This is a genomic window from Parapedobacter sp. GCM10030251 (assembly GCF_042666505.1).
Taxonomy (GTDB): Bacteria; Bacteroidota; Bacteroidia; order Sphingobacteriales; family Sphingobacteriaceae; genus Parapedobacter.
The window spans coordinates 31,131-52,955 of record NZ_JBHTDN010000011.1; the positions used below are offsets into that span (position 1 = coordinate 31,131).

19 protein-coding genes are annotated in these 21,825 nt (G+C 48.2%); 3 read left to right on the forward strand and 16 right to left on the reverse strand.

Translation table 11 applies throughout. The annotated features are described in order from the left end of the window. Positions 1-161 precede the first annotated feature (161 nt). Positions 162-1,115 (forward strand): acetyl-CoA carboxylase carboxyltransferase subunit alpha, encoded by a 954-nt coding sequence (locus ACFQRK_RS20770; RefSeq protein ID WP_379010081.1) that lies wholly within the window; start codon positions 162-164, stop codon positions 1,113-1,115. Between the two features lie 23 nt (positions 1,116-1,138). On the opposite strand, the gene ACFQRK_RS20775 is transcribed toward ACFQRK_RS20770, so the two are convergent. The 7 genes from ACFQRK_RS20775 to fucP are packed head-to-tail and all read right to left on the reverse strand — an operon-like array spanning position 1,139 to position 7,734. After that, positions 1,139-1,921 carry an SDR family oxidoreductase gene (locus tag ACFQRK_RS20775; protein WP_379010083.1) on the reverse strand — a complete coding sequence of 261 codons (783 nt, stop codon included), beginning with the start codon at positions 1,919-1,921 and terminating at the stop codon, positions 1,139-1,141. A 2-nt stretch (positions 1,922-1,923) separates the two neighbouring features. Next, positions 1,924-2,760 (reverse strand): amidohydrolase family protein, encoded by an 837-nt coding sequence (locus ACFQRK_RS20780; RefSeq protein ID WP_379010084.1) that lies wholly within the window; start codon positions 2,758-2,760, stop codon positions 1,924-1,926. Between the two features lie 17 nt (positions 2,761-2,777). Beyond that, a complete protein-coding gene (locus ACFQRK_RS20785; RefSeq protein WP_379010085.1) occupies positions 2,778-3,632 on the reverse strand; it encodes a fumarylacetoacetate hydrolase family protein in 855 nt (284 codons plus the stop codon). A gap of 3 nt (positions 3,633-3,635) precedes the next feature. Beyond that, complete coding sequence (locus ACFQRK_RS20790) at positions 3,636-4,406, reverse strand: SDR family NAD(P)-dependent oxidoreductase (protein ID WP_379010087.1); 771 nt, start codon at positions 4,404-4,406, stop codon at positions 3,636-3,638. 45 nt (positions 4,407-4,451) lie between these two features. After that, positions 4,452-6,110, reverse strand: a complete 1,659-nt coding sequence (locus ACFQRK_RS20795) for a UxaA family hydrolase (RefSeq protein WP_379010088.1) — start codon at positions 6,108-6,110, stop codon at positions 4,452-4,454. Further along, positions 6,103-6,456, reverse strand: coding sequence for an L-rhamnose mutarotase (locus ACFQRK_RS20800; RefSeq protein WP_379010089.1), 354 nt, complete (start codon positions 6,454-6,456; stop codon positions 6,103-6,105). Before ACFQRK_RS20800 ends, ACFQRK_RS20795 begins: the two co-directional genes overlap by 8 nt. Positions 6,457-6,474: 18 nt before the next feature. Further along, entirely contained in the window at positions 6,475-7,734 is a 1,260-nt protein-coding gene (gene fucP, locus ACFQRK_RS20805) for an L-fucose:H+ symporter permease (protein ID WP_379010090.1), read from the reverse strand. Between the two features lie 169 nt (positions 7,735-7,903). Here fucP and ACFQRK_RS20810 point away from each other — a divergent pair, with 169 nt between their 5' ends. Further along, a complete protein-coding gene (locus tag ACFQRK_RS20810; RefSeq protein ID WP_379010092.1) occupies positions 7,904-8,770 on the forward strand; it encodes an AraC family transcriptional regulator in 867 nt (288 codons plus the stop codon). 20 nt (positions 8,771-8,790) lie between these two features. Here the strand turns inward: ACFQRK_RS20810 and ACFQRK_RS20815 are convergent, their stop codons facing one another. From ACFQRK_RS20815 to ACFQRK_RS20850, 8 genes are all read right to left on the reverse strand, one after another. Next, positions 8,791-11,082 (reverse strand): GH92 family glycosyl hydrolase, encoded by a 2,292-nt coding sequence (locus ACFQRK_RS20815; protein ID WP_379010093.1) that lies wholly within the window; start codon positions 11,080-11,082, stop codon positions 8,791-8,793. A gap of 104 nt (positions 11,083-11,186) precedes the next feature. Further along, a complete protein-coding gene (locus ACFQRK_RS20820) occupies positions 11,187-12,155 on the reverse strand; it encodes an NAD(P)H-quinone oxidoreductase (protein ID WP_379010094.1) in 969 nt (322 codons plus the stop codon). Between the two features lie 38 nt (positions 12,156-12,193). After that, the gene (locus ACFQRK_RS20825) at positions 12,194-14,926 is read right to left on the reverse strand and encodes an outer membrane beta-barrel protein (protein ID WP_379010095.1); all 2,733 of its coding nucleotides are present in this window, start codon (positions 14,924-14,926) and stop codon (positions 12,194-12,196) included. A 145-nt stretch (positions 14,927-15,071) separates the two neighbouring features. After that, the gene (locus tag ACFQRK_RS20830; RefSeq protein WP_379010096.1) at positions 15,072-15,596 is read right to left on the reverse strand and encodes a ferritin; all 525 of its coding nucleotides are present in this window, start codon (positions 15,594-15,596) and stop codon (positions 15,072-15,074) included. Positions 15,597-15,712: 116 nt separating this feature from the next. Further along, the gene (locus ACFQRK_RS20835; RefSeq protein WP_379010097.1) at positions 15,713-16,081 is read right to left on the reverse strand and encodes a hypothetical protein; all 369 of its coding nucleotides are present in this window, start codon (positions 16,079-16,081) and stop codon (positions 15,713-15,715) included. 68 nt (positions 16,082-16,149) lie between these two features. Then, positions 16,150-18,363 carry a peptidase domain-containing ABC transporter gene (locus tag ACFQRK_RS20840; protein WP_379010099.1) on the reverse strand — a complete coding sequence of 738 codons (2,214 nt, stop codon included), beginning with the start codon at positions 18,361-18,363 and terminating at the stop codon, positions 16,150-16,152. A gap of 11 nt (positions 18,364-18,374) precedes the next feature. Beyond that, positions 18,375-19,577, reverse strand: a complete 1,203-nt coding sequence (locus ACFQRK_RS20845; RefSeq protein WP_379010100.1) for an HlyD family secretion protein — start codon at positions 19,575-19,577, stop codon at positions 18,375-18,377. A 112-nt stretch (positions 19,578-19,689) separates the two neighbouring features. After that, positions 19,690-19,914, reverse strand: a complete 225-nt coding sequence (locus ACFQRK_RS20850) for a hypothetical protein (protein ID WP_379010102.1) — start codon at positions 19,912-19,914, stop codon at positions 19,690-19,692. A gap of 285 nt (positions 19,915-20,199) precedes the next feature. On the opposite strand from ACFQRK_RS20850, the gene ACFQRK_RS20855 reads away from it, so the two are divergent. Beyond that, entirely contained in the window at positions 20,200-20,472 is a 273-nt protein-coding gene (locus ACFQRK_RS20855; protein WP_379010103.1) for a helix-turn-helix domain-containing protein, read from the forward strand. On the opposite strand, the gene ACFQRK_RS20860 is transcribed toward ACFQRK_RS20855, so the two are convergent. After that, positions 20,469-21,815: an efflux RND transporter periplasmic adaptor subunit gene (locus tag ACFQRK_RS20860; protein ID WP_379010104.1), complete on the reverse strand. Its 1,347-nt coding sequence runs from the start codon at positions 21,813-21,815 to the stop codon at positions 20,469-20,471. The two genes, ACFQRK_RS20855 and ACFQRK_RS20860, sit on opposite strands and share 4 nt — an antisense overlap. Between the last annotated feature and the right edge of the window lie 10 nt (positions 21,816-21,825).

Below are 21,825 nucleotides of genomic sequence, written 5' to 3' on the forward strand. Positions count from 1 at the left end.
CGTTTTAAATCGGATATACCTTCGCAAAAACCAAGCCATCTAGTGGAGAATTGAAAGTCGAAACGTAAAATTGAAAGTTGAAAGTTGATACCGCTGATCTGCTTTTTAAATAATCAATACAATTCCCTAACTTAGCGCCCTGATTTTGCAAACAACCTTATATGGAGACAACGTTTGATTTCGAGAAGCCAATCGCTGATTTGCAAATGCAGATCGAGAAAGTGCGTCAGGTTGCTGAAAAAACAAAAGTGGACATGAGCGCTACTTTGGCTGAGTTGCAAGAAAAGTTGGAAAAGACCAAACATGAAATCTATACGAACATGACTGGTTGGCAAAAGGTTCAGATGTCGAGACACCCCGACAGACCTCAGACATTGGACTATGTCAATCAGATCTGTGAAGACTTCATAGAGCTGCACGGGGATCGAAACGTGAAAGACGACAAGGCTATCGTCGGTGGGTTCGCGTCCATTGACGGCCAGTCGGTCGTAATTATCGGTCATCAAAAGGGCAAGAACACGAAAGAAAGACAATTCCGCAATTTTGGCATGGCCAATCCTGAGGGCTATCGCAAGGCCCTCCGGTTAATGAAACTGGCGGAAAAATTCAATAAGCCGGTGATAACACTGATTGATACAATGGGTGCTTATCCGGGTATTGAGGCAGAAGAGCGGGGCCAGGGCGAAGCAATTGCCCGTAATTTAATGGAGATGTCGGTATTAAAGGTACCAATTATCTGCATCATCATCGGTGAAGGTGCTTCCGGCGGTGCCTTGGGGATCGGCGTAGGCGACCGTGTCTATATGCTTGAACATACTTGGTATTCCGTTATATCTCCCGAATCGTGTTCATCGATTCTCTGGAGAAGCTGGGACTACAAAGAAAGGGCAGCCGAAGCCTTGAAATTGACTGCGGATGACATGTTAAAAAATCGCCTCATCGATGGCATCATCCGCGAGCCGTTAGGAGGTGCTCACCATAATCCGAAGGAAATAGCTGAAACCGTTAAGCTACAGCTGCTTGCCGACCTCGCTACCCTAAAGGCCTTGCCGGCAAACCAATTGGTTGCTGAACGCATCGAGAAGTTCAGCAAAATGGGGGTAGTAATCGAATAATCAACGAGACCGGCGGTTTGTTCTCAATCGATCGCGCGGTCCAGATGTACATATCCCCCATCCACGTGGATCAATTGGCCGGTTGTGTGGCTGGACCGGTCGGATAAAAGAAAGACTACCATATCCGCTATTTCTTCAGCCGTAGTCATGCGGTTGCCCAGTGGGATTCGTTGGTTGATTTTTGAAAGGGTTTCTTCCGGATTTGGTAAAGTTTTAATCCAGGTGTCATATAATGGCGTATAACACTCCGCCACAATTACCGCATTAACACGAATGTCGTATTTCCGCAGTTCGACGGCCCACTCCCGCGTCAATGCATTGCGTCCACCGTTGGCAGCGGCATAAGCAGAAGTATTTCCCTGGCCCGTCTCCGCCGTTTTTGAGCCGATATTTACAATACTCCCCTTGCTTTCCTTCAATGCCGGGAGTGCATGATGAGCCATAAGGTAATAATGAACGAGTGATTTATGCAAACTATCCATAAATTTCTGGTAATTTCCACCTTCCAACCCCACTCCGTCATTAACCCCCGCATTGTTTACCAACCCGTCGATGCGCCCAAACGCTTCCAGGGTCTTTCTGACGGCCCGTTCACAGTCATCTGGCCGGGTCAGTTCAGCTTCGACGCTATACGCTTTTCCACCGGAGGCCTCGATTTCCTGTTGCGTGCGCAGGTTGTCGGGTTGGCGCCGACCCACAATTACCGGAATGGCTTCTTCAGCCGCCAATGCCATGGCAATTCCCCTGCCGATCCCTTTGGCGCCACCGGTAACCATCACTACTTTGTCTTTTAGTTGTAAGTCCATAATTACTTATTCAATCCATAAAACTCGGTTGCGCTTTGATACCAGATCGACTGTCGATCATCCTCTGTCAAATCACCAATTGCCTCTGACACCAGCTCAGCCACTTGCTCATAATCTGCAGCAACCAAGCATACCGGCCAGTCCGATCCAAACATTACCCGTTTCGGCCCAAACGCCTGAAGTATATGCCGGATGTAAAACTGGAAGTCCATTGGTTTCCAACCGCGCCAATCCGCTTCGGTTACCATACCCGATAATTTGCAATACACATGCGGATACTGGGCGATGGCTGATAGCTGCGTCGCCCACGGTTCCCTTTCTCCCGCTTGAATATACGGTTTAGCCAAGTGATCAATCACCAGTGGTTGCGGGGGCAATGAGCGTACGAACTCAATCGCTGCCTCCAATTGATGCGGCTTGATCAGTAGATCGTAGGTATACCCAAATTTCCCCAACGATTCGACGCCGTGGAGGAATGCAGGGCGCAACAGGAATCGGGGATCCTGTTCGCCCTGCACAATGTGCCGGAATCCCTTTAGCTTGGGAAAGCGGCTGAAATACTGCAATCGATCGGCAACATTCGCCGCTTGTAAATCCACCCACCCCACTACACCTTTTATAAATGTGTATTGCGCAGCAAGCTCGAGTAGAAAGTGTGTTTCTTCTTCCGATGAATCTGTTTGAACGGCCACGCAACCCGATACACCATTGGCATCCAATACGAATTTCAGGTCGTCCGGAAAGAAATTCCGCCGAATGGCTGCCATTTCCTCCGTTATCCACGCGTCCCGTACCCTATGATACTCCCAAAAGTGTTGATGCGCGTCGATTCGTTCCATGCGAAGTTGCTACCTCTTTAGCTGTGGTATGCCTTTACAACCTGCCGTGAAGTTCCCAATCCGTCAGCGCCCAATTCAACCACGTCTCCCGGTTTAAGATAAATCGGGGGACTGAACCCTAATCCGACACCTGCCGGTGTTCCCGTCGAGATGACATCACCGGGAAGCAGCGTCATAAACTGACTTACGTAGCTGATGATAAACGGCACGTCAAAAATCAAATCCCGGGTCGTACCATCCTGGTACGTCTTGCCATTTACCTTGAGCCATAGCCGGACGTCGTTGATATCGGCAATCTCATCTTTGGTAGCTAAAAAAGGGCCTATCGGGGCAAATGTATCACATCCTTTCCCTTTATCCCACGTGCCGCCCCTTTCCAATTGGAATTCGCGCTCCGAGACATCGTTATGCAAAACATACCCTGCGACATAATCAAATGCATCCGCTTTATCCACATAACTGGCTTTTTTATTGATAACTACACCAAATTCTACTTCCCAATCGGTTTTCGTTGAATTTCGTGGGATTACGATGTCGTCAAACGGACCACTCAGCGAGGTAGTCGATTTCATAAAGATAATCGGCTCTTTTGGAATGGCTGCTCCGGTTTCTGCGGCATGATCGCGGTAATTGAGTCCAATACAAAGAATTTTCGAAGGTCGGGCAATGGGACTTCCCAAGCGCGTCCCCTCAGGGACAGCCACGAGTTTGCCGGCATTTGCTTTGACAAACTTTTCCAGCCTCGCCAGTCCGTCATTCTCAAAAAATTCCTCGTTGTAATCGCCTCCGAACGCAGAAACATCGTAGTTGACACCCGCTAATTGTATCCCTATATTTTCACGGCCGGGATCGCCGTATCGGATCAATTTCATAGTTTAATTATTCAGCTTAACAAATCCGCCGTCGACGGGATAATCGTTTCCAGTAATAAATCCGGCTTCATCTGAGCAAAGAAACAACGCCATGGCGGCGATCTCCTCAGGCTGCGCCATGCGGCCGATGGGTTGGGTTTTAGCCAGTTTTTCAAACATTTCTTCCTCTTTACCCGGATAATTCTTGGCGATGAACCCATCCACAAAAGGTGTGTGTACGCGAGCGGGTGAAATGCTGTTGCACCGGATACCCTGATGCAGGTAATCCCGGGCGATGGATAAGGTCATTGCATAAATGGCTCCCTTGCTTGTTGAATACGCAAATCGGTCCGTAATTCCTACCAAAGCAGCGATCGATGCCATGTTAAGGATGGCGCCTCCGCCCTGTTCTTTCATTCGGGGCACGACCGCATACAGCATATTATAGGCCCCTTTGACATTGACCGCATAAATGCGGTCGAAATCCGTTTCACTCGTGTGTTCAACGTCGCCGACATGGGCTATGCCCGCATTGTTTACCAATATATTGATGGAATCAATGCGATCGACAACTTCCAACACCGATTGCTGGTTGCTCACGTCACATACATGGGCTTGCGCCTGACCGCCAGAGGCCTGGATTTCGGCTACTAACGTATCGGCACCTTCCGTGTTCAATTCCAAGATATGTACGAACGCTCCTTCTTTAGCAAATAACAGGCTGATTGCCCGTCCTATTCCACTTCCGCCACCCGTGATGACGGCGGTTTTTCCAGTTAATCTTTTATTTGACATCGGTTAAAATTTGCTAAATCTAGTAAGATAAATCGTAACGACCAACTATAAAGATACGCCTCTTCTCCACGGGATAAAGTCATCTTGACCCAGTTGTACAGCCTTGGGTTGCGCAATTCCGCTGGCTACCAGGATGACAAAATCGAGTATCCGGTGTGCCGTTTGCTCAATGGTTTCTACACCTTCGATAATTGCACCGCAATTGATATCGATGATATCGGGCATCCGTTCAAACAATTCGGTATTCGTAGCTAATTTGACCACCGGTGCAATCGGATTGCCTGTCGGTGTACCCAGTCCGGTAGTAAACAATACCACATTCGCCCCCGCTGCCACCTCTGCCGTCGTGCTCTCCACATCGTTGCCCGGTGTGCATAACAGGTTCAATCCAGGGTTATTGGCTACCCCGGGATAATCCACCACGGCAGTCACGGGAGAAGTTCCCCCTTTTTTTGCAGCGCCCGCCGATTTAATGGCATCAGTAATCAGTCCATCGCGTATATTGCCTGGTGAAGGATTGGCGTAAAAGCCCGATCCGTCCGCTTCCGCCTTCGCATTATAAGTCTTCATAAGTTCCATGAATCGCAGAGCCGTAGTCTCGTCCACGCACCGGTCACTCAGTTCCTGTTCGACGCCACACAACTCTGGAAACTCCGATAAGATGACCGCCCCTCCCAATGTGACCAGCATATCAGACACATAACCCAACGCCGGATTGGCCGAGATACCTGAAAAACCGTCCGATCCGCCGCACTCTAAACCGATACACAGCTTACTCAGTGGTGCGGGCGCGCGTCTTTGCTCGTTCGCTTCCATCAGTCCCGCAAACGTATGTTTCAGTGCTTCCTGTATCAGGTTAGTCTCCGTGCCCATTAGTTGTTGTTCAAAAATATAGAGCGGGCGGTCAAAATTCGGGTCTCTTTTGGCAATTTCTTCGCGAAGTATGGAAGACTGCGCATGTTGGCAACCCAAGCTCAGGATGGTAGCGCCGGCTACATTTGGATGCGTGATGTACCCTGCAAGTAGCCCGCAAAGCGCATCCGAATCGATCCGCGTACCGCCGCAACCCATTTCATGGTTCAGGAATTTAACCCCATCTACATTTTCAAACAGCCGCTTCCCGTTGATCTGCTCACGGTCGGCGGCAATATCAGCGTTCAAAATATCCTCGACGGTTGCACCGGCGCGATACAGCTTGATCAACCGGTCCACTTCCGGTTCGTAGTCACGCGACTGCTGACTATATCCGAGTTTTTCTTCCAATGCCTGTTTCATAACCAGCACATTGCGATTTTCACAGAACACCAAGGGAATGACCAACCAATAATTGGCCGTACCGACGGTTCCATTCGTACGGTGATACCCCAGGAAAGTCCGGTACTGGAATGCCGACACATCCGGCCGCTTCCAATCCAGTTTACGCTCACCTAACGTGAACGGATTTGCGGCATGGTAAACGTTTTCGGTAGTGATGGTTTCCCCCTGTGGCAGGAAGAAACGGGTTTTGCCGACCAGTACACCGTACATCCGCACCTCTGCACCGGCCTCCAAAGGCTCCAAGGTAAATTTATGCTTCGCCTTCACCCCGCTCACCACCGAAAAATGCCGACCCTCAAATGCAATTTCGAGGCCGGGAGCGAGATCCTGCAAGGCAACCAATACGTTATCATCGGGATGAATCTGCAAAAAAAGTCGTTTATCCATCGTTCCGCTCAGTACCGTTAAGTTCAAAAATTTTTTTCATCACCACCCATTTCTCACCCGGCTTAGCGCCGGGTATGGCCTTTTGGTATTTCCAGGTAAGCCGCTCCCATTCCTGGACCTTGGGATCCGCCGCATCGGCAGCGGCCTTGGCCTCGAATGAGAAGTCATCCGTTGCTTCGATGATCATAAACATCCGATCGGCGAACCGGTAAATATCCATCCGGGTTATGCCTGCAGCCTTGATGGATTGCTGAATTTCCGGTGCGACGGCTTGGTGCAAACGCTCGTATTCGGCTATCAGCCGCTCATCGTCCCGCAAGTCCAACGCTAATGCATATCGTTTCATATTCATCATTTTTATCGTTTAAGGTACCACAGCGACCTGCGTGACCTTGCTATTTATATTCCGTAGCGCAAACAGCAATACAACTGCAAAACAAACAGCAGGCACACCATATGCACTCTGCATGCTAAACCAATCGGACAATCGGCCCATGGCCAGCGGAACGATGGCGCCCCCTACGATCGCCATGATCAAGATGGAGGATCCCTGTTTGGTGTTTTTCCCCAGCCCGCCGATTGCGAGCGAGAAAATTGTGGGAAACATGATAGACATCAGAAATGTAACGCCTACCATGGCATAAACGGCAAACATACCCTCCACCCCCGCTGAAATCAAGGTGAAGACCACGCTGAGCAATGCGAAGATTGCCAACATTCTGGCGGGGGTAACATAGCGCATCAGGAACGTGCCGACAAAGCGTCCCAACATAAAACCTAATAACGCAACGGATAACATATTAGCTGCGGCTTTTTCCTGCACGCCGGCAACCTGTTCCGAAAAGCGGATAAAGAAGCTAACTACGCCCACCTGTGCACCCACATACAGAAACAACGCGATCACACCAAACAAAAAATTGCTATTTTGCCAAAGTGATTTCCCACCTGCAGAACCGTCATCCACTTGCATTTCTTCGTTGATTTCAGGCAGTGACGTACGGCTTACCAGGATGGCCACCAGCAACACGATTACACCGATCACAATATACGGCATTTTAACGGCATCGGCCTCCGATTGCAGATAGGCAGCCAGATCAGTTGCAGACATGCTCACTTTATCTTCCGCACTTAACGTCTTACCGGACAGTATGAATTGCCCGCCAATAAAGGGGGCTAAAGTAGCCGCCAGTCCATTGAATGATTGCGCTAGATTCAACCGTTGGGTAGCGGTCTCTGGATTGCCAAGCGCATTAATATAGGGATTGGCTGCCGTTTCCAGAAATGTCAGTCCACTGGCAATGACAAACAGTGCTCCGAGGAAAAATCCGTATTCGCGGGTATTGGCCGCAGGAAAAAACAGGAAGGCACCTACCGCGAACAACAACAGGCCAAAAACAATGCCCTGTTTGTACCCAAATCGCTTCATGAAATAACCGGCAGGGAGCGCCACGGCAAAGTAAGCGATAAAAAAGGCCGAGTCGATGAAGGCCGATTGGAAGTCGGATAACTGACACGCTTTTTTGAGGTGAGGAATTAAAATGGGATTCAGGTTATGCGCAAATCCCCACAGGAAAAACAAAGCAATAACCAAAATCACCGGAATCGTCATTTGTCGTTTTGCCATAAGTGCTTATCGATAACTGGTTCGAACGTTAAGACCACAAAGTAAGCAAACAAAGTATTCAAAAGTTACCCGCATATTAGCGATATATTCAGCTATATTAGCGTATCTTTATAAAAATTATCGAATATTGTGTTCTTTTGGTTGAATTCAAGGAAAATTCGGTTTACGGATGAAACCACAATTACTAAAGGTAAGTACCGGTCCCGCTCACTCTTTCAGTGTCCGGCGGGACACCGTGCCTTATGCAAACAACCGTTGGCATTATCACCGTGAGATTGAGCTCATTCATTTTGAAAAAGGCCGGGGCACCCAATTCATTGGCGATAGTATCCGCAATTTCTCATCGGGAGATGTCGTGCTCATCGGTTCCAACTTACCGCATTACTGGAGTTTCGATCACAGCTATTTGGATCCTGCAAACCAAGAGGCGGCAGACGTACGGGTGGCGCATTTCAATGAAGACTTCTGGGGTTTGGACTTTCTTAACCTTCCGGAAAACACACACATCAAGCTGTTGGTACAGCAAGCCAAGCAAGGTATTTCCGTGCAGGGTATCGCGCGGATGCGCGTAAGCAAGCTACTTGAGGAATTGATCACCACAGAAGGCACCAAACGGATCGTTTTATTGATTGAAGCGCTCACGGCGATTGCTCAGGCCAAACCCACCCAATTGCTATCGTCTGTTGGATTCAATCCGCATTTTCAGCACGGTGAAAAGGACCGGATCAATAATATTTACGATTTCGCCCTTCAGCACTTCAAGCAACGGATCGCACTGGATGAAGTGGCCGAAGTTGCGGGCATGAGCAGCAATGCGTTTTGCCGCTATTTCAAGTCGCGTACCGGCAAAACCTTCTCACAGTTTCTTATCGAAATACGCGTAGGGCATGCTTGTAAATTACTCATCGAAAACAATTTGAACGTCAAGCAAATCTGCTATGAAAGCGGCTTTCACAATTTTGCCGGTTTCCATAAATATTTCAAACAGATTACGGGTAAAAGTCCACTAAATTATCAACGGGCCTATTTGAAGTAGCCGACCATTTACGTTTCGTTTTATCGCTCCTCGTTTAGGCTTAACGAAAACGGAAAATCGCCGGGCTTCGTTCCCCGTGTCAAATTCGGCTCATCGCCCATATCGAACTGCAACAACGCGCCCTTAACCAATTCGCTGTGCGTGAGGTAATTCTTGCCATACTCCTGACCGTTGAATTTCGCCGATCGGATATACCGATTTTCCTTACCGTTATTGGGCGCTTGGATTTCGATGGTCTTACCGTCCGCTAATTGGATGGTTGCCTTTTTAAACAAGGGGGCTCCCAGTACATATTCATCCGTGGCCGGTGTAACCGGGTAAAATCCCAGGGCAGAAAACACATACCAGGCAGAGGTCTGTCCATTATCCTCGTCACCGCAGTAGCCGTCGGGAGTAGGCAGATACATCCGCTCCATCGTTTCCCGCACCCAATGCTGGGCTTTCCAGGGTGCACCGGCATAATTGTACAGATAGATCATGTGTTGAATGGGCTGGTTACCATGCGCATATTGACCCATATTGGCAATCTGCATTTCGCGGATTTCATGAATCGTGAATCCGTAATAACTGTGGTCAAATACCGGCGGCAACGAAAATACAGAATCAAGTTTCTGCACAAATGCCGCATGGCCGCCCATCAGCTGTGCCAATCCTTCCACATCCTGAAATACCGACCACGAATAATGCCAGCTATTCCCCTCGGTAAACGCATCTCCCCATTTAAACGGATTAAATGGACGCTGAAAATTCCCATCTTTATTTTTTCCCCGCATTAAGCCGGTCTCTTTATCAAATAGTTTCCGGTAGTTGAAGCTGCGTTCGCGATATAACGCGATTTCATCTGCAGGACGACCCAGCGCTTTTGCTAACTGGTAAATCGCAAAGTCGTCGTAGGCGTACTCGAGCGTACGGGCAGCATTCTCATTGATCTTCACATCATAGGGCACGTAGCCAAGCGTCGTATAGTACTCCGCACCCGCGCGGCCCACCGCGGTAATCGGTCCGGCGTTATTGGCGCCTTTCAATAAGCCTTCATACAATTTTTCGATGTCATAGCCCCGCAGCCCCTTGATATACGCATCGGCCACCACAGAGGCCGAATTGTTACCCACCATAATATTTCGGTATCCCGGGCTTGCCCATTCGGGTAGCCAACCACCTTCTTTGTAGGCGTTTACCAACCCTTCCTGCATCTGTCGGTTCATTTCCGGATATACCAGATTGAGGAAGGGGAACAATGCCCGGAAGGTGTCCCAGAATCCGGTATCGGTAAACATATAGCCGGGCAACACCTTTCCATTATAGGGACTGTAGTGAATCACATTGCCATCGGCATCGTATTCATAAAACATGCGGGGGAATAGAATGGTCCGGTATAGGCAGGAGTAAAATGTACGTACCTGATCGATCGTACCGCCCGCTACGGATACCTTCCCGAGTTCGGCATTCCATTGGTCTGCCCCCTCCTGCTTAATCGTTTCAAAGTCCTTATTCCCGATTTCCCGTAGGTTCAGCTCGGCCTGCTCTATGCTAATAAACGAAGACGCAACCTTCGCTTCCACCTGTTCGCCCCGGTCGCCAATTTGGAAACCGACGATGGTCCCCACGTGGTCGGCCTGAATCTCCAGTCGGTCATCCACCAATACCGAATCGGCAAACGTGCCCACATTGGCAAATGGGCGATCGAATACGATTACAAAATAGTTTTTGAAATTATCCGGCACGCCGCCGCTGTTGCGGGTGGTATATCCGACAATTTTATTTTCCCCTGGAACAACTTTAACATATGAACCCTTATCGAACGCATCGACCACCACATATGCGCTGTCCGTTTTGGGAAAGGTAAAACGAAACCGAGCGGCCCGTTGCGTTGGGGTGAGCTCTGTCGTTACGTCGTAATCGGCAAGGTAAACACTGTAATAATGCGGCTGGGCTACCTCAGCTTTATGCGAAAACCAGCTGGCACGTTCGTTTTCATCAAAAGTCCGCCGCCCCGTGATGGGCATAAGGGCAAACTGGCCGTAGTCGTTCATCCACGGCGATGGCTGGTGGGTTTGCTTGAATCCGCGGATCTTATCGGCCGTATAGGTATACATCCACCCATCACCCATTTTTCCCGTTTGGGGCGACCAAAAATTCATACCCCATGGACGTGCAATAGCGGGGTATGTATTTCCATTGGACAATAAATGTACCGACTGGGTACCCATTAATACATTTACATAATCCAGTGGACGTTCGACATGGGTTACATCCTGCGCCTGAAGGGCTTGCGTAACCAGGGTAAATAACAAAATCAATGATTGCCTCATTTCAACGAATTCGCTTGCGGGGTTTATAATACGTTATACTCGGTTGCTAATATGAGAAAAATAATGAAAAAACGGAATGCTAAAAGTGTTTAGCAACATAAATACTACATAGTAAGCACCAACTTACCCACAAAATCACCAGACTCCATTAATTCATGGGCTTTGGAGGCCTGTTCCAACGGAAAGGTTTGATGAATCACCGGTCGGAGGGTCCCTGCATCCACCAGCGGCCATACATGCTGGGCGATGGATTCTCGCAACGCACGTTTGAATTCAGCATCACGTGCCCGGAGTGTACTGCCGGTCAGTGTAAGCCGAAGCTGCATCAGCTTGATGACGTCCAGCTGTGCATATTTCCCCTCCATCGCATTTATAAATACGAGCCTACCCTCCTCGGTTAATAACGACACATGGCGTTCAAAGTAAGGCGCACCGATGCTGTCCAACACCACGTCGATCGGAATACCGGACAACGCTTCGGCAAAGTCTGTCTTCCGGTAGTTAATGCACCGAATTGCACCAAGTTGTTCGCAGAAGCGACACTTTTCGTCCGACCCGGCAGTAGCGTATACCGTAGCACCAAACCGCACCGCTAATTGGATAGCTGTCGTACCAATTCCACCACTGCCGCCTTGGACTAACAACGCCTCTCCCGCCTGCAGTCTACCACGCTGGAATACGTTGTGCCAGACCGTAAATAGCGCTTCCGGCAGGCCGGCAGCTTCCGCAAAGCTGAGGTGATCGGGGATAGGCAGGCAATGCGTGGCAACCGCTGATGCATATTCGGCATATCCGCCACCGGGTAAGAGGGCGCAGACCCGATCGCCCGGCTTCCACTGCGTTACTTCACTGCCACATACCTCAACCACACCAGCCACCTCCAGTCCGGGGATATCCGGCACCACACCGGCAGGCGCCGGGTAGTGACCTTTGCGCTGAAAAATATCCGGACGGTTGATGCCTGCCGCATGTACCCTAATCAACACCTCGTTATCAAAGGGTAGCGGTTTCGGTCGGTCGGCAAGCGCTAAGCCCTCTATGCCGCCGTGGGCTGTTATCACTATTGCATTCATTCCTTCGTTTGTTTGTTTCCTATCGCTGCATAACGGCGCTATCCGGACTTCTTTGGATACCGTTGCAAACGGATATTTAGAGACAGCATGAAGTAGCGTGCCAGCCGATTGTTCCGCACGTCCAAAATATCTGTACCGAGTACTTCCCGCGTAATTCCCGTATTCTGATTGAATAGGTCAAAACCCTGCAACCGCAATAATGCCATGTTATTATTCAGAAAAGTACACTCGATATATGCGTTAAGCAGCGTTGGGTTCGCATTGACAAAACTATAACCACTGTTAAACCGATGCGAGAGATCGAATCCAAATGCCCAATTGTCCGACAGATATCCTTTGCCCGCTAAGCCGACCAAAAAGGAATTGGCATCATTGCCATTTATCGATCCATACCCCTGACGCAGGGAATAGCGGGTACGATTAAATGTATAACTCGTATTCAGCTCCGTCTCAATAACGTCCTCCATCATGAAGCGCATTTGCACGGCTTGGGAATAGATAAAGTTACGCCCAAAATTCTTTACATCATCGATGTAAGACACGTTATTCACATAGTCGGTCGTACCATTGAGGTTGAGCTGGAAATTATCGTTAAACACCGCGGTGCTGTACATATAATATCCCCGCGCGTCAAAATATCCCGACGTATTCCGAAAACTAGTTTCCTGCACCGTACTGCTCGGATTTGTCCGGTTTGTGACAATTTTATTCTGGACCTGATTGAGTGCCAGCTGTGCTTCGAAAAATCGGTTTTTCCCCAATTTGGTTTGGCGGAAACGTGTGGTAATCCGATTGACGAATTCTGCCTTCAATTCGGCATTTCCAATAATGATGTTTTGTGAGTTGGTCAGGTCACGGATAGGCTGTATCTGCGAAAAATTGGGCTGATTATTCGTGCCCAAATATTCAATAGACCATTCGCTCTCGTCGTTGATACGAAAGCGGAAACCCGCACTGGGTATCAAATTGACGTTCCGATGCCGGGTGATCGTATCGATATCGACGGTTTGTCCCTGTAAAAGTAACGGCTGCACGGCAAACCCCAAGGTATACCTGAATCGCTTGCTTTGTTCCATCTGGTAAACCAGCCCCACCCGGTTGCTCTCGAAGAAATACGCATAATCCAAGCTTAGTGAGTCGACAAAAGATTGCTTGCCAAGTTGGTCCCATACACTGCGATAGCTATCTATTGCCGTATAATTGTACTCATAGCTCACTTCGAGGAGGCTGGTATTATCAATAGGCTCCACGTAGGAAGCCTTTACCCTCCCTACCCGGTTTTGATTGTCGCTTTCGACTTTCTGTGATAGGCGATACGCTCCGTCCAGCACCGGATCACCCGTTATTACATTCGTACTCTCTGAAAAGTCGTCGATGTTTTCAATTTTATCCCGCTGTGAATATCTTCCCTGCATATTAAGCACAAATTTGCGCCCCGGCTTTTGAAAGTTTCTTGAATACAGGACATCCATATCAAAATTCGGAGTAACCACATTTTCCTCCGCTTCGTAAATACGTTCGCTGACTATATTTTTCCGTTTGATGGTGTCTTCGCTCAAATGCGCAGATCCCGCTCGGCTGTAGGATATGTTCGGACTAATCTTCAAATAATTATGTGCATCTAACTGTGCCTCAATATCCCAGGCCATCAAATGATTGATGTTATCCGTATTAATTTCTTTGTTTTCCTGATTGATAATGGTATAGGAATCATATACGCTTTGCAGGACCGAATTGCCAAGGGTACGGTTCTTCCGGTTTGTAAAAGTGTATTTTCCGTAGACGCTCACCTTATCCGAGAGGTCATCCGAATAGCTTAAGCCAACCGAATTGGTTGTGTTTACACCATCTTCTGAATCCATCATCCCTGTCAGATCCGAATTGCCACGCTCCCTCACCCCGGCTCCCGTGGGTGCACCATAGCTGAAAAGACTGGTGTTGGTATTGTTGAGTGACCCAAGTACCGAAAACTCCTGGCCGTCGTTAAAGTTATTAATCCCTAAGCTACCGATATAACGGTCTACCGTACCGCCGCCGCCGGTCACCTGTCCGAAAAGAATGCGTTTTTTATCTTCCTTCAACACGATGTTGAGGATCTTTTCCGGTTCCGAATCCTTGATACCGGTGCTGTTCGCCATGTCTCCGTAATAATCGATCACTTGTACAGATTGGATAAAATCGGCGGGCAGATTGCGGGTCGCGGTTAGTACTTCTCCTCCGAAAAAGTTCTTGCTGTCCACCTGCACCCTGCTTATCTGCTTGCCGTGCGCAATCACCGTCCCATCTCGCCGCACCTGTACATTAGGAAGCAATTTTAATGCTTCTTCAAGCAACGAATTCTGCCGCACGTTAAAAGCGTCCATGTTATACTGAACCGTATCTTCCTTGATAACAATCGGCTGTACACGATTGATCACAATCTCCTTTAGCAACGTCTGTTGCGGGGGCAGCACTGTGGGGAGTAGCTGCACAACCGGTCCCGGAAAATCCGACGGATAAGATTTATCCAATATCTTGTACCCAATCATACTAAACGTAAGCCGAAACTCGGGAGCGATAATATTCGTAAACCGGTAGGCGCCTTTCACGTCCGTAATAACCAATGCGGTATCCAATATTGTGGTGAGTCTCACGTTGACGCCCGACAGGGGCATCCCGGCGGTGTCAATCACAACGCCGCTGATTTCTTTTCGCTGGTGTTGCGCAAATGCCTGCAACGACACAAAAAGCAATGCAAGAATGAATAGCCTATGGATGGTTATCGATGGCAAATTTATGTCGGGATAGCTAACTAACTGATATTTCTGCTCCTCATATAAGGAACGAAAGATAGCACATTATCCGTATGTGTGCAAAAAAAACGGGCAGTCCTTTTGCAAAAGACCGCCCGCACCAAGCGCAGATTACGCTGGCTTATTACCCTTCGTAACTCACTTTGGGAATGTGTTTGTCGATCTCCCAGCGTCCGGTACCTTCTTCGCCGATCACATCAAACATTTCCAGGATACGCCTTGCCACATATTCTTCTTCGATTTGCTCTTCGAGGAACCATTGAATAAATTGGAAGGTCACAAAATCCTTTAATTTTATACATTTTTCAGCGATGTTGTTGAATTGCTGGGTTACATACATTTCTTGCTCCAGCATTTGCTCAAACACACTGCGGAATGATTCGAAATCAGTCGGAACGTTCACAATCTCGGGAGAAATGGCTTTGCCACCGCGGTCATTTACATAGTTAAAAAGCTTCAACATATGCTTCCGCTCTTCCTCTGACTGCTTAGCAAAGAAATCCGAGCTGAAATCGTACCCTTGATCATCGCACCACGATGACATGGCCAGGTAAATAGAGGATGAATGTGCTTCAACCTTAATTTGCGCATTCAATATGTTTTCTATCTCTTCGTTCAACGATGTCTTTAATCGCAATAGATCTTTCATGATACGTATATTTATAAGTTCAATCAATGAGCACTAATCGCTCATCCTTCCATACAAAAATACAGAAAATGAGCGGTAAAACACTCAAAATAAAAACAATACAAATTCAGTCTAAATTATGGTTTAGCGCATCCGACCGGTATGGCTTTCAGGCATGCGTTCACTACGCTATTTAGCTCGATCATAAACTTCGCCCCGTTCATCAACTCCCTGAGATTTAAGACGTCGTTAATGTCCAGAACAAAACACCGGGGTGTGCGGAAAGGCATGAGAATGGTAAAATCAGCCGTTCTTGAGGGATCGATAATCATCGCGGAAATGTCAATGGCATCAATCTTTTTCTTAAAGGCAAAAAAGTCGTTAACCTTGAACGCCGTCGTATCCCCCGCAAACTCGAGCCAATAGCAATTCTGCCGGCTGCATTGGTACACTGCGCCGTGATCCGTCCGGTAAACCTCCTCAAAATTAGCCAAAGGGCAAACCATGGTCAAACCTTTTTAATTAACGGAGGCGAATATACGTATTATTTATAATCAGTCCAACTTAATTAAGATTAGTTTTTTTGCAGCCGCTTACTCAGTAACGCGAATTCCGGTGGGAACTGCTGCTGCCACAGGTTGTAATAATAGCCCTTGATATTCATCAGCCCGGTGTGATCCCCCTCTTCCACGACCTCGCCTTTATCGAGCACAATAATTTTGTCGGCCCCCATGACCGTACTTAGCCGGTGGGCAATAAGAATGACGGTTTTCCCCTGCCCGTTAAAGCTGGCGACGGCACGTTGGATATGATTTTCCGAGATCGAATCAAGAGATGAGGTGGCCTCATCAAGCACCAAAATTTCCGGGCGCCGGTATAAGGCCCGCGCAATGGCGATCCGCTGCCGCTGTCCCCCCGAAAGCTGAGTACCATTTTCGCCAATGTACGTATTGAACCCGGCAGGCAACGTCTCAATAAACTCTAAAATCCCCAATTCTTTGCATAGCGTCAATAGCGAACTCATATCCGGATTGGCGTCTCCCAGCGCGATATTATCGATAATATTACCCGAGAAAAGATGGATGTCTTGAGGAACCACGCCAATCACTCGGCGCAAACTGTCATTCGTCAAATAGCGGATATCATAATCACCGATGACAATCTTACCCGAGCTGACGGAATAAATACGCTGAAGTAAGGCCATTAATGTGGTCTTTCCTGATCCACTTTCCCCTACGATCGCCACTAATTTACCCTTGGGAATATGCAGATTGAGTTTTTGGAAAACCGTAGTGCGGGACCCATACTCGAAATGAACATCCACAAACGCAATATCACCCACCATTTCAGCTGTGAGCTGGCTTTTATTGGTCTCTTCCTCCCGGTCCAGATCCATGACCTCGAAAAGCCGGTCGGCGGCGATCACGGCATCCTGCACGGTTTTATTCATGCCGATCAATGTACCGATAGGCCCGGTGAAATACCCGATGATTGCATAAAAGGAAAGCAACTCTCCGGGAGTAATTATTTTTTCCAGCACAAAGGTAGTCCCCAGCCACAACAGCAATAAGGTAACGCCACCCGTGGCCAACTGATTCGCATTTACGATCCACAAACTATTGGTAGCCGAGCGATACACACTTCTTAAGAGCTGGATAAAACGTGTTTCCGTTTTTAGGTTGGCAAATTCCTCTAAACCGAACCGCTTTATCGTTCCGGCGGCCTGAATGGATTCCACCAATTGCGCCTCGAGGTCGGCGTTATCTTCCATGAGCTTACGTTGCGTTTTTCGGTTTACAACGTTGGAAACGTAATAAATCAAACCATAAACCGGAATGATCAGGAAAATAGCGAAAGCGAGTTTCCAGTAATAGGTAAACATCAAGCCGAAGGAAAATAATACGATGAACACATTTACTGCAGTGCCGACAAGCGCTTCGTTTATAAACGCCCGGATTTTGACCGCATCATTCATCCGCGAGATAATTTCGCCGACACGCATATTGTCAAAGAAGTGTTGGGGCAGCTTCAGCAAGTGTTTGTAATAGCCGAGGATAAGCCGGCTGTCAATTTGCTGCCCGGTTTTTATGGTCAGCAATACCTGGGCATGGTTCAACAACACCTTTACCACCAAAATAGCGATCATTGCCACCCCCAATAGGTTCAATAGGTTTCGGTTACCGTCGGGGATGACGTAGTCAACGATCTTTTGAAGAAAGATGGCGGTGGAGAGTCCTAACAAGGTAAACATCATCGCCCCCAATACCACTTGGAATAAGATCGAACGATGCGGTCGCAACAGGTAGTTGAAACGGCTCAATATCCCCATTTTTTCGCTGCCCGTCTTGAACCCTTCCTGGGGACTTAAGATGACCAGCACGCCCGACCACGATTCGTTAAATCGCGAAATCTCCAACCATTCCAACTTACCGGTCGCCGGATCCATCAATTGGATCCGATTGGCGGTGACTGCATAGATGACAACATAGTGATGCAACAGGCCTTTGACCACCACATGCGCGATCGCCGGCAATGGGAGCCCCTGCAAGTCGTCCACGCCTCCCCTTACCCCCTTGGCCGAAAGCTCAAGACTGCGGGCGGCTTGGATGATCCCCCATGCTGTTGTCCCTTTTTGATCGGTAGCCGCTAACTGCCGGATCCGTGCGATTGGCACCTCCTTCTTATACCAGCCCAATACAGATGCCAAACAGGCCGCCGCACAATCGGTAAGGTCGTGTTGTTTAACCTGTATGTGTTTTTTTAGATGACCGAAATTGAATAATTGCATATTCATGCCAATTAATGACTGCCTAGTTGAATGCCAGCCTGCTGAGCGGCAGGAATAACATTTGGATTCAGCCAGTCGTCCGCTTTGTCATACAACAATTGAAAGAGTGTACGCTTGGTTACGAAAAACCTCGCCTGTAGGGTCATCCCCTTCTTTAACGTTCCCTCGTATCCATTTTTCAGCATGAGCTTATCATCATTGAGCTGACACCGAACCTTGAAATAAGGTTGTCCCCGGCCCGTGAAAACATCAGCGGAAATGGACGTCACTTTACCCGAAGCCATTCCCCACTGGTTGTAATTGTAAGCGTCTATCTGCAGGTTAACCGGCGTACCAACCGCCAGATAGCCGATGTCCTTAGGCGGAACGTATGTCTCCACGATCATCCCGGAGTCTGGCGAAATTTCAGCAAGGACTTCGTTGGCACTAACCATACTACCAGCTTTGAGTCCCTTCATGGCTTGCACGGTCCCGGTTGAGGGTGATTGCAACGTATAGTAGCCACGTTGTTCCCCGACTTGTTCTATTCGGGAACTGAGTTCTCCCGTTTTTAACCGTAGTGCACTCAACTCCTGCTGCCAAACGGCCCCTTGTTCGTCGTAAGACAATTCCAGGTCAGTATTCGCCTGCTGATAAACAAATTGTGCTTCCTCATACTCAGCCGCTGAAATAACCCGGCTTTCATACAACGTTTTGTAACGTTCAAAATTCCGCTTGGCTAAGGCCAATTGGTTCTGAAGTTTGGTTACTTTCTGCCAAAAAAACGTAAATTGCTGACTGTATACAGCGGATGCAAGGGGCGGACGCCCCGAAAATGCCCGCTTCGATGCCAATGCCGTCAGCTTTTGCAAATCCGCAAGCTGGTTAAGCAAATCCTGCTGTTGGGTAGAAAGCATGTTGCGTTCCTGATCCAGCATATCGGCCTTGATCCGAGCCAACACCTGCCCGGCTTCCACAGCCTGACTCTCTTTCACGAAAACTTCTTCTATTCTCCCTGAAATAATGGATTTGACCACGTGGTTCTCAGAAACCGCTCTTAGTATGCCAAGCGCTTTGACGCTGACGTCTACCTTGACAAAAAAAAGCGATAAAAAAAATATCAGTACAAGTGCCAGCAGAATTTGATAGATCACGACGGTCTTCGTGTTATACCGTTGGTAGTGGTATTCGGTCGTATACCTAACGATTTCAGCCGGAAAGAACTTTTCATCCATGGAATAAAAAAATGGGGGGATTTTACCTAGTCAAATCCCCCCCTTATACAATCGATGTCAATCATACGGTTGCCATATCGGCAACCTGCACTAATCGATGGCTTGAATGATATTATAGTCTGCCGAGCAAACCACCTAACAAACCATTCACGGTACCCAGGAGACCGCCCAACAAGCCGCTTCCATTGCCCAATACGCCGCCGAGCAGATTGTTTACTGAACCCAGATCCACAGAAGCATCCACGTCGATCGAATTTTGATTTGCGCCAATGTTCAGGCTTAATAAACCGCCATTGGTTTCCTTCAGTTCTTGCTCATTTAATTCTTGAAGTTTCATAGATAATTAAGTTAGAAATTGTGCTTACTCTGATTTAAGGTTTTCAGCGTCCCCTTCGACACACTTTGTAAATCAGTGTATCAATACGGCAAATAACGCCAATTTACGATTGAAATCATATAAAGGCATTATTAAATCAAACAACCCAAAGGAATACAATACAACCGGAAGGAATACAGGCAGCAGGACGATCGGCATGAATGAAATAAACAAGAAATGCCTAATAACTTTTACTTCGGCTTTCTATTTTTATACGCAATAGAAAAGGAATAAAATTATACGCTGATGAAACCTAACGCCAAAGCAAAATCGGTCGCTAATAATATCCGGCGTGTGCGGGAGTTCAGAAACTATACCCAAGACTACGTCGCCCGGAAAATCGGTATATCCCAAAACGCTTACAGCAAACTAGAACTTGGATTCCATAAAATGTCGTTGGAAAGACTCTTTCAGATTGCCGAAGTATTGGAAATTGAATGTGCGGCACTGCTCCAGCACGATAGTGACGGAATCGTACGGCTTCACCTCGACCCTGCGGTCAGGCAGGTCACCCCCTAGAGTAAGCTATTCTTGTCTACTTTTTCAACTTTGCTGCCATCTTTCAACAACTTGCTGACTGCATTGAATGGCCGGGAAACCACCTCATCACCTTCGTTAAGTCCGGAAAGGATGCGGATATACGTATCATCCTGGATACCGGTGGTCACCTCAACCTGCTTCACTGTCGCCCCATTGTATACAAAGACGTATTCCTTCATCTTTGGCATTCCGCCAGTGGAAGTTCCTGCTGCGGCATTGGCAGCCTTAGCCGTGTCCGTAGCCCCTGATTCACGGGTTGTGACCGCCTGTATCGGCACAGACAAACCGGTATCTTGTTGCGTATGGATATCCACCGTAGCCGACAAACCGGGACGGAAAGGCGACGGATTGGGTTGCCCTTTTTTCAATAAATCAGCGTACGACTCCGGCAAAATGCGAACCTTTACGTTAAAATTGGTTACTTGATCTGTTCCGGCCGTGGTGGTTGTAGTTGTTGCTGCTGTGGTTGACGAGCTGGCGATCTCCGTAACAATCCCTTTGAATTTCCGGTTTTGAAACGCATCGATTTCAATCGAAGCCTCGTTATTGAGCGCTACCCGGTTGATGTCATTTTCGTTGACTTCGACTACCACCTCCATGGTTTCCATATTTGCAATACGCATAATTTCGGTACCCGCCATCTGCGCTGTTCCCACTACGCGTTCGCCGAGCTCTACCTGAAGTAACGAGACGACGCCATCCACCGGCGCATAAATCGTAGTCCGGGCCAAGTTATCACCTGCCTCTTTTACGGATGCCTGAGATTGGTCGATCCCGTAGCGTGTAGCCAAAACATTTTGCCGTTGACCTTCCAGATTTGCCCGTGCGCTCTCGTAGTCGGCCCGGATCTGATCAAATTCAGCAACAGAAATCACCTTCCGTTCGAACAATTCCCGGTTACGCTTGAAATTGGCTTCGATGTTAGCAAAATTCACTTCCTGCTGCTTCAGCTGCTGCTCGGCCATAGCCAAACTGGCACGCTGAGCATTCAACGAAGCGACGGCCCGCTCATAACCGGATTGCAAAATATCCGGGCGTATGCGACAAAGTATCTGCCCCTTGGTTACGACATCCCCCTCTTTCACCGTCAGCTCGACGATTTCACCGGAAACTTCGGAACTCAACTTAACCTCCACTTCAGGATGAATTTTACCGCTCGCCGATACCTGCTCGTTTACCGTTTTCTTCTCCGCCTTGTCCGTAGCCACTTTGATCACGTCTCCTTGACCGATCCACCCCATTTTATTGGCAATGATTACCCCTACTACCAGAATTCCTGCGCCGATCAGCACGTATTTAAGTGTATTTTTTTTCTTTGCCATCTCTGTTGCT

Bases quoted from the DNA above. Each gene is read 5' to 3' on its own strand.
- ACFQRK_RS20770 (WP_379010081.1), top strand. From the start codon at position 162: ATGGAGACAACGTTTGATTTCGAGAAGCCAATCGCTGATTTGCAAATG.
- ACFQRK_RS20775 (WP_379010083.1), bottom strand. From the start codon at position 1,921: ATGGACTTACAACTAAAAGACAAAGTAGTGATGGTTACCGGTGGCGCC.
- ACFQRK_RS20780 (WP_379010084.1), bottom strand. From the start codon at position 2,760: ATGGAACGAATCGACGCGCATCAACACTTTTGGGAGTATCATAGGGTA.
- ACFQRK_RS20785 (WP_379010085.1), bottom strand. From the start codon at position 3,632: ATGAAATTGATCCGATACGGCGATCCCGGCCGTGAAAATATAGGGATA.
- ACFQRK_RS20790 (WP_379010087.1), bottom strand. From the start codon at position 4,406: ATGTCAAATAAAAGATTAACTGGAAAAACCGCCGTCATCACGGGTGGC.
- ACFQRK_RS20795 (WP_379010088.1), bottom strand. From the start codon at position 6,110: ATGGATAAACGACTTTTTTTGCAGATTCATCCCGATGATAACGTATTG.
- ACFQRK_RS20800 (WP_379010089.1), bottom strand. From the start codon at position 6,456: ATGAAACGATATGCATTAGCGTTGGACTTGCGGGACGATGAGCGGCTG.
- fucP (WP_379010090.1), bottom strand. From the start codon at position 7,734: ATGGCAAAACGACAAATGACGATTCCGGTGATTTTGGTTATTGCTTTG.
- ACFQRK_RS20810 (WP_379010092.1), top strand. From the start codon at position 7,904: ATGAAACCACAATTACTAAAGGTAAGTACCGGTCCCGCTCACTCTTTC.
- ACFQRK_RS20815 (WP_379010093.1), bottom strand. From the start codon at position 11,082: ATGAGGCAATCATTGATTTTGTTATTTACCCTGGTTACGCAAGCCCTT.
- ACFQRK_RS20820 (WP_379010094.1), bottom strand. From the start codon at position 12,155: ATGAATGCAATAGTGATAACAGCCCACGGCGGCATAGAGGGCTTAGCG.
- ACFQRK_RS20830 (WP_379010096.1), bottom strand. From the start codon at position 15,596: ATGAAAGATCTATTGCGATTAAAGACATCGTTGAACGAAGAGATAGAA.
- ACFQRK_RS20835 (WP_379010097.1), bottom strand. From the start codon at position 16,081: ATGGTTTGCCCTTTGGCTAATTTTGAGGAGGTTTACCGGACGGATCAC.
- ACFQRK_RS20840 (WP_379010099.1), bottom strand. From the start codon at position 18,363: ATGCAATTATTCAATTTCGGTCATCTAAAAAAACACATACAGGTTAAA.
- ACFQRK_RS20845 (WP_379010100.1), bottom strand. From the start codon at position 19,577: ATGGATGAAAAGTTCTTTCCGGCTGAAATCGTTAGGTATACGACCGAA.
- ACFQRK_RS20850 (WP_379010102.1), bottom strand. From the start codon at position 19,914: ATGAAACTTCAAGAATTAAATGAGCAAGAACTGAAGGAAACCAATGGC.
- ACFQRK_RS20855 (WP_379010103.1), top strand. From the start codon at position 20,200: ATGAAACCTAACGCCAAAGCAAAATCGGTCGCTAATAATATCCGGCGT.
- ACFQRK_RS20860 (WP_379010104.1), bottom strand. From the start codon at position 21,815: ATGGCAAAGAAAAAAAATACACTTAAATACGTGCTGATCGGCGCAGGA.